This window comes from Nocardioides sediminis (assembly GCF_003047295.1).
GTDB classification, from domain to species: domain Bacteria; phylum Actinomycetota; class Actinomycetes; order Propionibacteriales; family Nocardioidaceae; genus Nocardioides; species Nocardioides sediminis.
The window spans coordinates 364,437-379,290 of the sequence record NZ_PZYZ01000001.1 but is presented as its reverse complement, the minus strand read 5'-3'; the positions used below and the strand labels follow the sequence as shown (position 1 = coordinate 379,290).

Below are 14,854 nucleotides of genomic sequence, written 5' to 3'. Positions count from 1 at the left end.
CCCGGGGGGGTCTCAGTCCGCCGCGGGGTGCGGGGTCGCGTCGACCTCGGCCTGCGAGCGCAGCACGCAGAACTGGTTGCCCTCGGGATCCTCGAAGACGACCCAGCCGGTGCCCGGCCCGTGCTGCCCCCGGAGGTCGGCGACCTCGCGGGCCCCGAGCGCACGCACCCGCTCCACCTCGTCGTCGCGGGACCCGGACCGCGGCCGCAGGTCGAAGTGGATCCGCTTGGCCGGCAGCTCGGCATCGGGGACCTCGACGAAGAGCAGGCGGTGGCCCGAGTCCGGGTCGAGGACCATGCACTCCTCGTGGCCCGGCAGGTTGGGGTCGCCGTCGACGTCGACGTAGCCGAGCAGCTGCTTCCACCACTCGGAGAGCTCGTAGGCGTTGCTGCAGTCGACGGTCGTGTGGGCCACGAAGGAGGTCATGGGCTCCACGGTGGCAGGCGTCGCCGACGCCGCCAACTGGGCGTGGGTCGGTCCGGGTCTCAGTCGGTGCCGTGGTCGCGCACGAAGGCGATGATCTGCTCGGCGAGCTCCGGCCGGCAGACGATGAGGTCGGGCAGCGAGGTGTCGTCCTCGTTGTAGACCAGCGGCGACCCGTCGACCCGCGAGCAGTGCAGCCCCGCCGCACGGGCCACCGCGACCGGGGCGGCGTTGTCCCACTGGTACTGGCCGCCGGCGTGCACGTAGGCGTCGGCGAGGTCGCGCACCACGCTCATGACCTTGACGCCGGCCGAGCCCATGGGCACCAGCTCGGCGTCGATCTCGGCGGCCAGGGCCTCCACGAACGCCGGCGGACGGGTGCGGCTCACCGCGATGCGGGGGCGCTCGGCCGTCCGGGCCGACACCGCGCGCGGCGTACCGGTGCTGAAGGTCTCGCCGAGGGCCGGCTGGGCGACGGCACCGGCCACCAGGTCGCCGTCCTCCCACAGCGCGACGTGGACCGCCCAGTCGTCACGGGGCGGCTCGGAGAACTCCCGGGTCCCGTCGAGCGGGTCGATGATCCACACGCGGCGGGCGTCGAGACGGCCCTTGTCGTCGGCCGCCTCCTCGCTCAGCACCGCGTCGTCGGGGCGGTGCTCACCGAGCACGCGGGCCAGCACCTCCTGGGCAGCGGCGTCACCGGCGTCCTTGAGGGCGCGTCCCTCGAGGCCGTTGTCGGCGGCGCCGGCACGCACCTGCAGGAGCACGGCCCCTGCCTGCTCGGCCGCCCAGACGGCGAAGGCGTGGTCGTCGAGCTCGCGGGGGTCGGGATGCGTGTCAGTCACCCGCGCAGCCTAGCGAGGCCGACGCCCCGGACCGGGACGGGATCAGGCCTGCGTGCGGGAGGAGCCCGGCGTCGAACCGACGCCCTCGATGTCGTGCCTGCGACGCAGGATCGCCGCGGCCGCGAGCTGGGAGCTGACCCCCAGCTTGTTGCGGCCCGCCTTGATGTGGCTGCGCACGGTGGTGAGGGCCACGCCCAGGGCCTCGGCGATCTCCGCGACGGACTCGCCCCGCGACACCCGCTCGAGCACGTCGAGCTCGCGCGGGGAGAGCCGCGAGAGCCGCCCGGCCATCTCCTCGAACTGGCTGGTGACCTCCTCCCACTCCCGGATCATCGACGCACGGCTCTGGGGGTCGACCACGTCGTCGCCGGCGAGCACGTGCTGGATCGTCTCGACCAGGTCGTCGAGGGAGACCTGGGAGGACAGCACCGCCTCCGCACCGCTGGACATCAGGGCCACCCAGATCATCCCGGTCGGGGCGGAGGTCAGCACGATGCAGCGCGCCGGGCAGGTGGCGACCCGCTCCCGGGCACGCCGCAGGTCGCCGGGACCGTCCACGTCGTCGAGGAGCAGCACGAGGTCGTCGGGCCGCACCAGGGACCGGGCCCACGGCGTCCCCTCGTCGGGGAGGCGCAGGCACAGCGCAGGCAGGTCCCGTCCGTGCAGGGCCGCCTGCACGGTCTGGCCCAGCAGGGCCAGCCGCGCCGCGACGTGGATCGTCGGGCCGCCGCGCTGCGCGGGGGCCGGCGACGGGCGGTGGGGTGGTGACACTCGTCGTCCTCACAGTGGTTCCGGCGGTGCATCGTGCGTCGTACGAGACGTGGTGCGCGACACACTGTGTTCCCAATGTGGCCCCTCGAGGGCACCCCATCAAGGATCTGCGCCGAATTGGGGACGAGGGTCCTGTCTAGCCCATACCACAATTGGGGTAGGGCCTAGAAAATTTTCCTGTACGTCGGCGCGCCGCGGGCCTAGCGTGTGTCTCGCAACACAGGTGGTTCGAACGTGATCCGGGGGCCGGGGGGCTGATCGATCGAGACGGACCGCATCCACACGAACGCCCGCGCAGGCACCCGGGGGGGTCCTCCTGCGCGTCTCCCCGGCAGCAGGGTCTCGGGGGAAGGTTCGTAAACGGGTGATGGTGACTTGGTTGAGCCGTCAGAGGGTGGGCGGCCCGTTCTACATCGCGGCAGCAGCGGCCATGGCCGCGCTCGGCGTGGCAGTTCTCGGCACGACGCGGGACGCATTCGTCGTCCCCCCGTCGCTCCTCGTGGGGACGGCGGCAACGGTCCTGGCCCTGGCGGCCGCGATCCTCTTCTACGTGACGTGGCGCGTCACGCCGACGGTGACCCACGGCTGGTGGGCCGCCGCAGCGCTCTTCGGCTGCACGCAGGCCCTCGCGGTGCCTCGTGCCGGGATCCTCGGCGTCGACGAGACGACCACGCGACCCGGCTGGCAGGGCATCGCCAACCTGGTGGCCGCTGTCGTCGTGCTGGCCCTCGTGGTCGCCGGCACCCGGGCCACCCGCACTCCCGACCCACTGGTGCTGGGCCTGTCCCTGGGCGTCCTGGGGTGCCTGGGACGGATGTGGGTCACCGGGCTCGAGCCGCTCACCGCACCGCAGCTGGCGGTGGACCTGACGATCGCGGCGGTCACCTCGATCCACGTCCTGGTCGTCGTCGTGCTCCTGCGCCACCCGGTGGCCGACGGCTGGACGACCCCGCGCGTGCTCGCCCTCTTCCTGCTGCTCGGGTCGGCCAACCTGGCCCAGACCCCTGTCGAGCAGCAGCCGTGGGTCGAGGCCGGCGTCGCGGTCGCGCACCTGGTCGGCGCCTGCCTGTTCCTGGGCGTCTCGTTCGCGCTGATGCGCGACTTCCTGGTCAAGCAGGAGCGGACCACCAACGACCTCACCGACCGCCTCGAGGCGGCGGAGGCCATGGGCCGCGACGGGCGGGAACGGCTGCACGAGATCCGCAGCACGGTGGCGGGCATCAGCAACGCCTCCCGGCTCCTGCACGACGGCAAGGTGGCGCCCGCCACCCGGCGCCGGCTCGACGAGAACATGCACAAGGAGATGGAGCGCCTCGAGCGGCTCCTGGACAACCGTCAGCCCGCCCAGCCCGAGCCGGTCGACCTCGACGCGACCATCGACCCGCTGCTGGAGCTCCACCGGGCCCGGGGACGGCGCATCATCTGGCAGCCCACGGGCCAGGTCGTGCGCGGCCGTCGGGACGACATCGCCGAGGTCATCAACATCCTCCTCGAGAACGCCGCGACCCACGCCAAGGACACCGAGAGCCGGATCCAGGTCACCCGGGACCACGACGACGTGGCGATCGAGGTCACCGACGGCGGCCCGGGCGTGCCGCCGGAGGTCCGGGACGGCATCTTCGAGTGGGGCGTGCGTGGCGACTCCTCGTCCGGCCAGGGCATCGGGCTCAACGTCGGGCGCCGGCTGCTCTCCGAGCAGGGCGGGTCGCTGACGCTCGCCGAGCCACACGAACCAGGCGCCACCGTGCGCTCCTCGACCGGAGCCACGTTCGTGATCCGGCTCCCCGCTGCTCGGAAGGGCGACTGACATGACCGAGCCTCCCAAGTCGCGCAGCCGCGTGCTCATCGTCGAGGACCACACGCTGTTCGCCGAGTCGCTCGAGGTGGCCCTCTCCCTGGAGGGGTACGACGTCCGGCGGCTGCCGCTGCCCGAGGAGGGCGGGTCGCTGGCCACGCTGCGCTCGCTCGCCCTGCGCATCAACCCGCGCATCGTGCTCCTCGACCTCGACCTCGGTCGCTTCGGCGACGGCGCCGCGCTCATCGCACCGCTCTCGCGGGCCGGCGCCAACGTCGTGGTCGTCACCTCGTCGGTGGACCGCGCCCGGTGGGGCGGCTGCGTGCGCAGCGGCGCCCGCAAGGTGCTGTCCAAGTCGGCCCCCCTGCAGGAGACGCTGGCCACCGTGCGCCGCCTCCACCAGGGCCTGCCGGTGATGTCCGCCGACGAGCTCGAGGGGCTGCTCCGGGCCTGGGGCGCCGACGCGCTGGAGAACCAGGACAAGCGGCGCCGGCTCGAGACGCTCACCCCGCGCGAGCGGCAGGTGCTGTCCCAGCTCATGGACGGCAGCACGGTGCGGGAGATCGCCAGCACCAGCGTCGTCTCCGAGGCGACGGTGCGCACCCAGGTCAAGTCGATCCTCGGCAAGCTGCAGGTCTCCTCGCAGCTGGCCGCGGTCGGCATGGCTCACCACGTCGGGTGGCAGCCGGTGACCGGCCAGACCAGCGGGAATCTGCCGCATATGCGGCATGCGGGGCCGGCACGCGATTCCTAGGCTCCTTGCATGGCCCGGAACACCGGGTCGACGGGGAGGAGCACCATTCGTGACTGAGCAGGTCTCGGCCCGGGTGGCACGTCTGGTGCCGCCGTCGCCGCGCACACCCGTCGACGCCGTCGGCACGCCCGCCCCGGGGCCTGTCGCGGTGCCGGCACTCGCCCCGGGCGAGCTGTCCGCACCCGTCGAGGTGCGCCGGCCGGCCCGGCAGTGGTGGCGGGTCCCGTTGCGCGCGTCGGTCGACGCCGCCACCGTCGTGCTGTGCGCCGCCGTGCTCGACGCCCTCGGCTCCCCGGTGCCACTCGTGGTGACAACCGCGGCCGTGGTCCTGTGGCCGGTGCTCCTGCTCGTCCTCGGCGGTCCCAGCACGGGGCCCGTCCGTCAGGCCCGCACGTCGGCCCTGACCGGCGTGCTGCGGGCGCTGTGCGCCGCCGCCGTCATCGCCTGGCTGGCAGTCCCGGTGGCCGGCACCCTCGCGTCCCCGACGGAGGTGGCCCCGCTGCTCGCGCTGCTGGGCGCCACGGCCGTCCTGGGCGCGTCCCTGTTTCCCCTGGCCCGGCCCGTTCGTGTCGTCCTCGCCGGAGCAGCCTCCGACGTGTCCACTGCCCTCGCCGAGCTGGGTACAAGCCCCCGGTTCGACGTCGTCGGTGTCTGCTTGCCCCCACGGCAGGACGACCAGCCGGGCCAGGGGGCCCACCTCTTCGAGGACGAGGTCTCGATGTGGACCGGGTTCCCGCAGGCCGCCGAGTTCGCGGCCCGTCAGGGAGCCGACGCCCTCGTCCTGCTGCCCGGCAGCGAGCTCCCCTTCACGACCGTGCGTCGCCTCCTGTGGGCCTCCCCGGCGCAGCACCTCAGCGTCTACGTCGGCACCGGGCTGCTCGACGTACGGCCCTCGCGGACCTCGGTCGTCCAGGGCGTCGGCCTCGACCTGCTCCACGTCCGCCCGGCGCCCACCCGCGGACCGCGCCGCCTCGTCAAGGAGGTCGGCGAGCGGGTGGCCGCACTGATGGGCCTGGTGGTCCTGTCCCCACTCCTCCTCGCGGTCGCGGTGATGATCCGCCGCGAGAGCCCCGGGCCCGCCCTCTTCCGGCAGCAGCGCGTCGGCAAGGACGGCAAGCTCTTCACGATGGTCAAGTTCCGGACCATGAGCCGGACGGCCGAGGAAGACCGCGTCGAGCTGGCGCGGCTCAACGAGTGCGACGCCGTGCTGTTCAAGATGCGTGCCGACCCACGTGTGACCCCGCTGGGGCGCTGGTTGCGGCGCTACTCCGTCGACGAGCTGCCCCAGCTGTGGAACGTCGTCACCGGCGACATGTCGCTGGTGGGTCCCCGACCGGCCCTGCCCGAGGAGGTCGAGCGGTACGACGTCGACCCGCGCCGCCGGCTGGTCGTCAAGCCCGGGTTGACGGGGCTCTGGCAGGTCTCGGGACGCTCGGACCTCACGTGGCCCGAGACGGTGCGTCTCGACGTCCAGTACGTCGACAACTGGTCGCTGGGCCTGGACCTGTCCATCCTGTGCCGCACCATCGGGGCGGTCCTGGACCACCGCGGCGCCTACTAGCCGTCGCGCTCCGGTCCGACCCGCGCCCAGGCACGCAGGCCCACGCCGATGCAACACGCTGATGCACACGCTGGGGCACACGACCACGCCCACGACAGGCCGACGGCGAGGCCCATGACCGGGTCGAGCGGACCCACCGCGCCCGCTCCGACGGGCGCGTCACGCCACCTCGTGCACGTCGCCCAGCGCCACTAGTCCGTCCGGGGGGTCTGCTTTGCGCTCCACGTCCAGGGCGGCCGCCGCGGACGTGCCCGATTTGGGGGGCGCCGGCCGCTCGGCGGGCGACGAGTGCGCCCGTACTTGCCCCATTTGTGGCATGCCCCGAGCCTGCGCCCTACCTACTCTTTAGGTACGGCAGCGGCTCTCCCCCGGCACCTCACCAGTGCAGTCCCAGCCAGTTCCGGGCGCGCGTTCCGGACACACCGCCACGGCTCCGAAGGGACCAGCATGACGACGATCGTGGGTTACGCACCCGGGGTGTACGACCTCTTCCACGTCGGTCACCTCAACATCCTCAAGCACGCCCGGGAGCGGTGCGACCACCTCATCGCCGGCGTCGTCTCCGACGAGATGTGCCTCCAGGCGAAGGGGCACCTGCCGTTCATCCCGTTGGTCGAGCGCATCGAGATCGTGCGTCACATCTCCTGCGTGGACGACGTCTTCGCCGAGACCGTGCCCGACAAGGTCGACACGTGGGGGGTCCTGCGCTTCGACCGGATCTTCAAGGGCGACGACTGGCGCGGCACGCCGAAGGGCGACCGGCTCGAGTCCGACTTCTCACCGCTCGGGGTGCAGGTCGTCTACCTGCCCTACACCGCACACACGTCGAGCACCGAGCTGCGCCGCGCACTGGCCGCACTCTCGGCGTCCGGCGGGGCTCCCCGGGGACGGGCAGCCGGCGTCAACGGCGTCGGCGTGCCCCATCAGCGATGAGCACGGCCAGCGACGGTCCCGAGGAGACGCGACATCTCCTCGCGGTAGCGCGCCGCGGTGAAGGACTCCAGGGCGACCCCCCGACCGCGCCGTGCGAGGGACTGCGCCAACGCCTCGTCCTCGAGCAGCCTGGCGGTCGCGTCGGCGAGCGCCCGGGGATCACCCCACGGCACCAGGAGGCCGGTCTCTCCGTCGCGCACGGTCTCCAGGTGTCCCTGGACGCCCGTGGCCACGACCGGCCGGCACGCCAGCTGCGCCTCGACGACGGCGTTCCCGAAGGACTCCCCCAGCGACGGCGCCAGCACGATGTCGGCTCGCTCAAGCGCGGACCAGACGTCCGTGGCATAGCCGGTGAGGGCGACCCGGCCGGCCAGGTCCGGTCGGGAGGCCCGCTCGCGCAGCTCGTCCACGAAGGACTCGCCACCCGGGGCCGGGCTGCCCACGAGCTCGAGCTCGACGTCGTACCCGAGACGGACCAGGGCGGCGACGGCCTCCAGGGCGACGTCGCATCCCTTGCGCCGGGTCAGCCGTCCGACGACGACGAGGCGGGCACGCGATCCTCGCGCCCGCGGACCCGGATCGGTCGGCGGTGGCTCGACGCCGTTGTGGACCACGGTCGAGCGCCGACGCACGAAGGGTGCGACACCGCCGAGGGACTCCAGGGTGGTGCGGCTGTTCATCACCACCACCGCGGCGAGGGCCAGGGGCGCGGCCATGACGCGCCGCACCACGCGCGGGTCCTTGTCCTCGGCCTCGTGGACGTGGACGACCACCGGACGCCGGACCAGGCGCGCCACGGCCGGCCACAACGGCAGCGTGATCGTGTTGACCAGCACCACGTCCGGCGCCACCGAGCGCACCAGCCGGACCATGGCGGGCAGGGCGCGGACAGCACGTCCGACGAGCGCTGCCACGCCGGCAGGGCTGGCGTCCGCCCGGCGCAGGACCGGGGCCGGGACCACCCGGACGGTGGCGCCCAGGTGGGTCAGCCGCTCCGCCAGCGGACCACCGGCCGGCGCGGTCACCACGACCTGCCAGCCCGCGTCCCGGACCGCACGGACCGTCTCCAGCATCTGCAGGTCGGAGCCGTAGACGTCACAGGACGGTGTGGCGATCAGCAGGGTCGGGGCGGACACGTCCGCAGCATAGATCGCTCGCCCGGGCCCCGAGCGGGCAACTGACATGGCGACGAGACTGGGGGGTCCGGGGATGGGCAGGACGACGGAGATGCACCGCGAGGCGGGCGGGAACGCACCGCAGCCAGGTGTCGGGACACAGTTCCGCAGCAACCTGGAGGCGTTGCGCGCCGCCCAGAAGCCGTCGCGGGGCACGGCGGCGTACTCCAGGCTCGTCAACCGGCCGGCGGGGCGGGTGGTGGCGGCGGCGGTCCACGTCCTCGGGGTGACCCCCAACGGGGCGACCGCGATCAGTGCGACCCTCAGTGCTGCCGGGCTGGTGCTGCTGGCCACCCTCGAGCCCTCGTGGTGGCTGGGGGTCGCCGTGGCCGTGCTGCTGGCAGGCGGCTACGTCCTGGACTCGGTGGACGGCCAGCTCGCCCGCCTGCGCGGCTCGGGCTCGCTGAGCGGGGAGTACCTCGACCACACGGTCGACTGCGTCAAGACCGCCACCCTGCACCTGGCGGTGCTGATCTCCTGGTACCGCTTCCCGCCGCTGGAGGACCCGGCGTGGTTGCTGGTGCCGGTCGCCTTCCTGGTCGTCGACATGATGAGCTTCTTCGGCCTGGTGACGATGCCGCTCCTGCGCCGGCTGCACGGCACACCGACCGCTGTGTCCACCACGACTGCCACGACCGAGCACCCGTTGCGCATGTGGGTGATCCTGCCGACCGACTACGGGACGTTCTGCTGGATGTTCCTCCTGCTGGCCTGGCCGCCGCTGTTCCTGGCCGGCTACACGGCCATGTTTCTCGTCAACACCGCGGTGATGGTGCCGGTGCTGGCCAAGTGGTGGCGCGAGCTGCGCGCCATGGACCGGACAGGAGCACGACCATGAGGGTCGCGATGCTCGGGACCCGCGGGGTCCCTGCACACTACGGCGGTTTCGAGACCGCGATCGAGGAGATCGGCCGGCGGCTGGTGGAGCGCGGCCACGAGGTCGTCGTCTACTGCCGCGACGCGGGGCAGGAGATCGTGGAGTCCTACCACGGCATGGAGCTCGTGCACCTCCCGGCCGCCCGCCGCAAGTCGCTGGAGACCCTCTCGCACTCCGCGTTGTCGGTCTCCCACCTGCTGACGCGCGGTCGGCCCTGCGACGTCGCCGTCGTCTTCAACGCGGCCAACGCGCCGTTCGTCCCGCCGTTGCGTGCGGGCGGCGTGCCGGTGGTCGTGCACGTGGACGGGCTCGAGTGGCAGCGTGACAAGTGGCGCGGTGCCGGTCGGCACTACTACCGCGTCGTGGAGGGCCTCGCGGTGCGCTGGGCCGACGCCCTGATCGCGGACGCCCAGGGGATCGCCGACTACTACGCCGACGAGTTCGGGGCACCGACCGAGCTCATCGCGTACGGCGCTCCCGTCCAGGAGGAGCCGAGCGCCGCACGGCTCGCCGAGCTGGGCCTCGGGGCCCGCGGCTACCACCTCGTGGTCGCCCGGTTCGAGCCGGAGAACCACGTGCGCGAGATCGTCGAGGGGTACACACGGTCGCGCGCCCGTCTCCCGCTGGTGGTCGTCGGGTCCGCGCCGTACTCCAACGGCTACACCTCGCAGGTCAAGGCACTGGCCGCGCGGGACTCACGCGTGCGGCTGCTGGGTGGGGTGTGGGACCAGGCGCTGCTGGACGAGCTGTACGCCAACTCCGCGACCTACCTGCACGGTCACTCCGTCGGCGGCACCAACCCCTCCCTGCTGCGGGCGATGGGGGCCGGCACCGCCGTGATGGCCTGGGACGTGGTGTTCAACCGGGAGGTGCTCGGCGACCGCGGGTGGTTCTTCGACCGGCCCGAGACCCTGGCAGCCCTGCTGCACGAGTCGGAGGACCGTCCCGACTGCATGGTCGAGACGGGCCACGCCCTGCGCGAGCGGGCACGCAAGACCTACGACTGGGAGGACGTGGCCGACCTCTACGAGTCGTTGCTGGGGCGGGTCGCCGCGGGTGAGACCATCCGCGGGACGGCGTCCGGCCGGCGCACGCGGCCGGGCGTCCCCCGGCCCTCGGTGGCGACATGACGGGTGGTGCCGTGGCCCTCACTGCTCCCCGCCCGTCGCTCAGGTCGCGCGCGCCCGCCGTGGGCGCGCTGGCCGCCCAGGTCGCCCAGGCACTCGGCAACTTCGTCATCCAGGTGCTCGCCGCTCGCGAGCTGGGAGCCAGTGGCCTGGGCGCGTTCGCGTTCCTCTTCGGCGCACTGGTCATGGCCACCGCCCTGTCCTCGGGCCTGGTCGGTGACTCGCTCACCGTGCTGGACCGCCACGACCCCGCGATCCGAGCGGCGCTGTGGCGGACGGGCTGGCTCGTCGTCGGCCTCTCCTCGGCCGTGGCGCTGGTGGTCGGTGCCACCCGGATCTCGCCGACGGCCGGGATCCTGTTCGCGACCGCGATGGCGTCCTTCGTGCTCGCCGACCTGGCGCGGCGGCTGCTGATGGCCCACCTCCGCTTCTGGACGCTGGCGGTCGTGGACTCGATCGCGCTCGCGGTGGCCGGGCTGGTGCTGGGGGTCTCGGCGCTGGTCGGCCCCTTGGGCCTCGCGCACTTCCTAGCGGCGCTGACAGCGAGCCAGCTCACCGTCGTCCTGCTGGCCGTGCGCCGGCTCCCCGCCGCCGAGAGGACCCTGCCGGGACGGGGCTGGGGCAACTGGCGGGCGGTGACCGGGTACGGGTCGTGGCGGGCGGTCCAGCAGTTCATCCGGCCGACGGCACTCAACGTGGCTCGCTGGATCGTGCTCGTCGCGACCGGCACGGCCGCGGTCGGCCAGCTCGAGGCCGCCCGGGTGCTCGTCGCCCCGGCCATGCTGCTCGTGCAGGGCCTCGGCTCCTACCTGTTCGCCTCCTACGCGGCCGACCGCGAGGTCGGGCTCCCGCGGCTGCGCCGGCGCGCGGACCGCGCCGCGCTCGTGATGATGGGTGGGGCGGTGGTCGTCGGGGCGCTCGTCACGGTCTCGTTGCCCATGCTCGGCCGGCTCCTCGGGTCGGAGACCTTCGACCTCAGTGCCACCGCGGCCCTCGGCTGGGCCTGCTACGCGGCCTCCTGTGCGGCGGTCATGCCCTACGGCAGCCTGGCCGCCGTGCGCGGACGGCAGGCCGCTGTCCTGCTGGTGCGACTGGTGGACGTCGCCGTGTCGCTGGCCCTCGTGGCGCTGCTGCTGCTCGTCGCCGACGCGGATCCGGCGACGGTGCCCTGGGCGCTGTCCGTGGGGTCGTTCCTCGGGGGCCTCCTGTGCCGTCAGGTGCTGCTGTCGGGGCGGACGCCGTCAGGACGGGAGGCATCGTGAACACCCACACGCAGGCTCGCCCGTCCGTCGTCCGGCCCCCGACGCCGCCACGGCTGGTCGTCCTGGCGGCCCACGCCGCCCCGTTCCGCCTCTACGTCGTGTTCCTGCTCCTCCTCGTGGCGTCGGTGGCCTGGCGTCGCGGCGCGTACTTCTCCGGTGGTGTCGACAGCGTCGTCCTGGCCAAGGCAGGGCTCACGATGCTCGCGTTCCTCATCGCCGCTCTCACCCCGCGACCTCGCGGAGCGACGGCCACGCTGCGCGGGGCGCCCCTCCTGTGGCTACTCGCCTACCTGTCCGTCGCCACCGTGGGCGCCTTCCTGGTGGGCGATCCCCTGCCCTCGTTCGTCCTGGCCGCACGTGTCGGGCTGCTCGCGCTCACGGTGCTGCTGGTCATGCTGAGCCACCCGTGGCCCACCGCCCTGTCCGCCCTGGCCGGCTCCATGCTGCTGCTCGCCGCGTTCGGCGCGGCCACGGGTGTGTCCTCCCTCGCCGAGACGGGACGGCTCTACGGCGGCATCCCTCCCCTCAACGCCAACGCGATCTGCTTCCTGGTCAGCGTGCCGCTGGTGATCACGTTCTGGCGTTGCGTCACCGACGGAGGTCGTTGGTTCGAGTACGCCGCGCTGCCCGTCATGCTGGGCGTCGTCTGGCTCACGGGGGCCCGGACCGGACTGGCGGCCCTCGTCCTCGCCCTCCTGCTCGTCCTGGCCATGACGCCGCGGATCCCCGCCGTCGTCGCCGTCCTCTGCGCGGCCTGCGTCCCGTTCGTGCTCTACCTGACGTTCTTCACCGGCCTGCTCGTCGAGTACGTGGGTCGCGGCGGGGTGAGCGACCTGGTGACGCTCAACTCGCGGACCGTGGCATGGCGTTCGGCGCTGGACTACCACGACACGGTGCCGGGCCGGCTCTTCGGCGGCGGGCTGTCGCTCAAGGAGGTCCCGGTGTCCGCGATGTACCGCTCGGAGCAGATCATCGACAGCACCTGGGTGTCGGCGCTGCTCCAGGCCGGCTACCTCGGGCTCGGGCTGCTCGTGCTCCTGGTCCTCTCCACCGCGATCGCCGCCCTCCGGATGCCGCCGCCGTACGCCGCCGTGACCGTCGCCCTCGTCGCGATGCTGAGCGTGGTGAGCATCCTGGAGAGCGGCATGTTCGACACCACTCCGGCCTTCATCCTGTTCTTCATGCTGGTGCTCGTCACCCACCGGGTCCGCGGCCACGACGGGGCGGACAGGCTCGGGGGCGCCTGACCGACCGCGTCCGGCGGGGACCGCGGGAGTCGAGACCCTCCGGAGTGGCCCGACGTCCGTCCCACCCACCTGCGCGGGTGCGCAGGTATGGCGACTGTCGGGAGCCCGAGGTTGCGCGAGTGCGCAGGAATGGCGGCCGTCCCAGGCGCCGGGCCGCGCAGGTGCGCAGGAACGGCCGCACACGCCGTCGGTGGCGCGCCTGCGCAGGGGCAGGGCGGAGCCCGGGGACGACCGAGGCAGGCGGCGACGGCCAGGGTCAGTCGGTGCGCCCGTGCACGACCGACGATCCGCTCTGCTCCCCATTCCTGCGCAGATGGGCGCCCGACCGCCCACTCGGCTCCCCATACCTGCGCAGATGGGCGACCGACCGCCCACTCGGCTCCCCATACCTGCGCACGTGCGCGGAGCGGAGGGACGACCTCGTCAGGGGAGACCCCTCACGTTCGCCGCCCGGCCGAGGTGCTGGAGGCAGGATGCTGGCCAGCCGGGTGCCCCGCGGTGACCGGTGGGTCCCACCGGCGGTCGACGACCCGGCCGAGCTCGGCCTCGTCGACCCGTCGGGGTCACTTCCGAGGCCGCCCCGAGGGGACGGTCGAGGAGTCGTCCTCGGCGCCGGACCCGTCCTCCGTGCTGGGTGACCCGTCCGCGTCGGGCTCGTCGGGGGCGCCGGACCCGTCCTGCGCGCCGGCCCTCGCCGCCGACGTCGCCGACGCCGCGGAGGCGCTCCGGACGTGGGGTTGGTCGTGGGGCGTGTAGTGCTGGAGGTCGCGTCCCCGGACCCGGACCGAGCCCAGCACCGTGCCCAGCAGGGGCACCCGTGCACTCTCGAGCATCTCGACGCACGCCGCCAGCCGGTCACGGTGGGTCGCGCCGGAGCTGACCACCAGCACGACGCCGTCCACGGCGCGACCCAGGACCACGGCGTCGGCGACCAGCCCCAGGGGCGCGGTGTCGTAGATGACCACGTCGAAGCGGTCGCGCAGCGTGGCCACCAGGGACCCCATGCTCTCCGAGCCCAGGAGGGCGGCGGGGTCCGGCGGGAGGGATCCGGCCGGCAGCACCCACAGCAGGTCGTCCTGCCACGGCACCAGCACGTCGTCGAGGCCGACCTCACCGACGAGGACCTCGGACAGGCCGACGCTGCCGTCCAGCCCGAGCATGGTGGCCACGCCCGGTCGACGCAGGTCCGCCTCCACCAGGCAGACCCGCGCGCCGCTCTGCGCCCAGCTCAGGGCCAGGTTGCACGCGATCGTGGTCTTGCCGTCCGCGGCGTCCGGTGAGCTGATCACCACGTGGCGCAGCGAGCTGTCGACCGTCGCGAACTTGAGGGCGGAACGGACCGTCCGGTAGCGCTCGGCACCGGCTCCCTGGTGGTCCAGGACCACGAGGGGCTGGCGGCGCGCCGCCCTGTTGCGCAGCGTCGCGCCCAGCGGCGCCACACCGGTGACGGACCGCACGTCGTCGGCCGACTTGATGCGGCGGTCCAGGGCGTGCCGGGCGAGGGCGGCCGCGAAGCCCACGGCGAGCCCGGCGAGGAGCCCGAGGAGCAGGTTGAGCAGGGTGCGCGGGGAGGAGGGCGCCGTCGGGACCTCGGCCGGCTGGGTCAGGGTCACCTTCACGTTGGGGACCGTGCCGGTCTGGGGAGTCTCGATCTCCTCGATCAGGGCGCCGAGCCCGTCAGCCACCGCGTTGGCGATGAGTGCGGAGCGTGCAGCGTCCTCGTCGGTGACGCTGATCTCCATCAGCACCGTCTCCGGCGGGCTGTTCACCGACATCATCTCGCGCAGCTCGCGGGGCGCGAGGTCGAGCTCCAGGCCGCTGATCACCGGCAGGACCACGTCGGGACTGTTGATGAGCGGCGCGTAGGACTTCACCCGCTGCACCGCGAACTGGGAGTTCTGGAAGTTGTCCGGACTCGAGGGGTCGGACGAGTTGACCAGGACGAACGCGGTGGCGGTGGCGGTGTACCTGACCGGCGCCAGGTAGTTGTACAGGCCCGCGAGCCCGACCCCCAGCACCACGCAGACGAGCCACACCCGTGCCCGCACCCTCAGCACGCGTAGATAGTCAGCCAACGTCACGGC

The 14,854-nt window shown here is 73.2% G+C and carries 13 protein-coding genes; 8 read left to right on the top strand and 5 right to left on the bottom strand.

Going from position 1 to position 14,854, the window contains the following annotated elements:
- Window positions 1–12: 12 nt before the first annotated feature.
- Genes DAI17_RS01755 through DAI17_RS01745 form a run of 3 tightly spaced genes read right to left on the bottom strand, consistent with a single transcriptional unit; the run spans window position 13 to window position 2,039 of the window.
- A complete protein-coding gene (locus tag DAI17_RS01755; protein WP_107771176.1) occupies window positions 13–426 on the bottom strand; it encodes a VOC family protein in 414 nt (137 codons plus the stop codon).
- 59 nt (window positions 427–485) lie between these two features.
- Window positions 486–1,268, bottom strand: a complete 783-nt coding sequence (locus tag DAI17_RS01750) for a 3'(2'),5'-bisphosphate nucleotidase CysQ (protein WP_107771175.1) — start codon at window positions 1,266–1,268, stop codon at window positions 486–488.
- 42 nt (window positions 1,269–1,310) lie between these two features.
- Complete coding sequence (locus tag DAI17_RS01745) at window positions 1,311–2,039, bottom strand: helix-turn-helix transcriptional regulator (protein WP_107771174.1); 729 nt, start codon at window positions 2,037–2,039, stop codon at window positions 1,311–1,313.
- Between the two features lie 379 nt (window positions 2,040–2,418).
- On the opposite strand from DAI17_RS01745, the gene DAI17_RS21705 reads away from it, so the two are divergent.
- From DAI17_RS21705 to DAI17_RS01725, 4 genes are all read left to right on the top strand, one after another.
- Window positions 2,419–3,846, top strand: coding sequence for a sensor histidine kinase (locus tag DAI17_RS21705; RefSeq protein WP_325049841.1), 1,428 nt, complete (start codon window positions 2,419–2,421; stop codon window positions 3,844–3,846).
- A gap of 1 nt (window position 3,847) precedes the next feature.
- Entirely contained in the window at window positions 3,848–4,588 is a 741-nt protein-coding gene (locus tag DAI17_RS01735; RefSeq protein ID WP_107771172.1) for a response regulator transcription factor, read from the top strand.
- 49 nt (window positions 4,589–4,637) lie between these two features.
- Complete coding sequence (locus tag DAI17_RS01730) at window positions 4,638–6,149, top strand: sugar transferase (protein WP_159081299.1); 1,512 nt, start codon at window positions 4,638–4,640, stop codon at window positions 6,147–6,149.
- 447 nt (window positions 6,150–6,596) lie between these two features.
- The gene (locus DAI17_RS01725) at window positions 6,597–7,082 is read left to right on the top strand and encodes an adenylyltransferase/cytidyltransferase family protein (RefSeq protein WP_107771170.1); all 486 of its coding nucleotides are present in this window, start codon (window positions 6,597–6,599) and stop codon (window positions 7,080–7,082) included.
- Here the strand turns inward: DAI17_RS01725 and DAI17_RS01720 are convergent.
- Complete coding sequence (locus DAI17_RS01720) at window positions 7,073–8,218, bottom strand: glycosyltransferase family 4 protein (RefSeq protein WP_234412075.1); 1,146 nt, start codon at window positions 8,216–8,218, stop codon at window positions 7,073–7,075. The genes DAI17_RS01725 and DAI17_RS01720 overlap by 10 nt on opposite strands.
- Window positions 8,219–8,291: 73 nt before the next feature.
- Between DAI17_RS01720 and DAI17_RS01715 the strand changes: the two genes are divergently transcribed.
- The 4 genes from DAI17_RS01715 to DAI17_RS01700 are packed head-to-tail and all read left to right on the top strand — an operon-like array spanning window position 8,292 to window position 12,770.
- Window positions 8,292–9,095, top strand: a complete 804-nt coding sequence (locus DAI17_RS01715; protein WP_199904884.1) for a CDP-alcohol phosphatidyltransferase family protein — start codon at window positions 8,292–8,294, stop codon at window positions 9,093–9,095.
- A complete protein-coding gene (locus tag DAI17_RS01710; RefSeq protein WP_107771167.1) occupies window positions 9,092–10,264 on the top strand; it encodes a DUF1972 domain-containing protein in 1,173 nt (390 codons plus the stop codon). Before DAI17_RS01715 ends, DAI17_RS01710 begins: the two co-directional genes overlap by 4 nt.
- A complete protein-coding gene (locus DAI17_RS01705; RefSeq protein WP_159081298.1) occupies window positions 10,261–11,523 on the top strand; it encodes an MATE family efflux transporter in 1,263 nt (420 codons plus the stop codon). Before DAI17_RS01710 ends, DAI17_RS01705 begins: the two co-directional genes overlap by 4 nt.
- Complete coding sequence (locus tag DAI17_RS01700; protein WP_107771165.1) at window positions 11,520–12,770, top strand: hypothetical protein; 1,251 nt, start codon at window positions 11,520–11,522, stop codon at window positions 12,768–12,770. The genes DAI17_RS01705 and DAI17_RS01700 overlap by 4 nt, the downstream gene beginning before the upstream one ends.
- A gap of 563 nt (window positions 12,771–13,333) precedes the next feature.
- Here the strand turns inward: DAI17_RS01700 and DAI17_RS01695 are convergent.
- Window positions 13,334–14,851: a polysaccharide biosynthesis tyrosine autokinase gene (locus tag DAI17_RS01695; protein ID WP_159081297.1), complete on the bottom strand. Its 1,518-nt coding sequence runs from the start codon at window positions 14,849–14,851 to the stop codon at window positions 13,334–13,336.
- Between the last annotated feature and the right edge of the window lie 3 nt (window positions 14,852–14,854).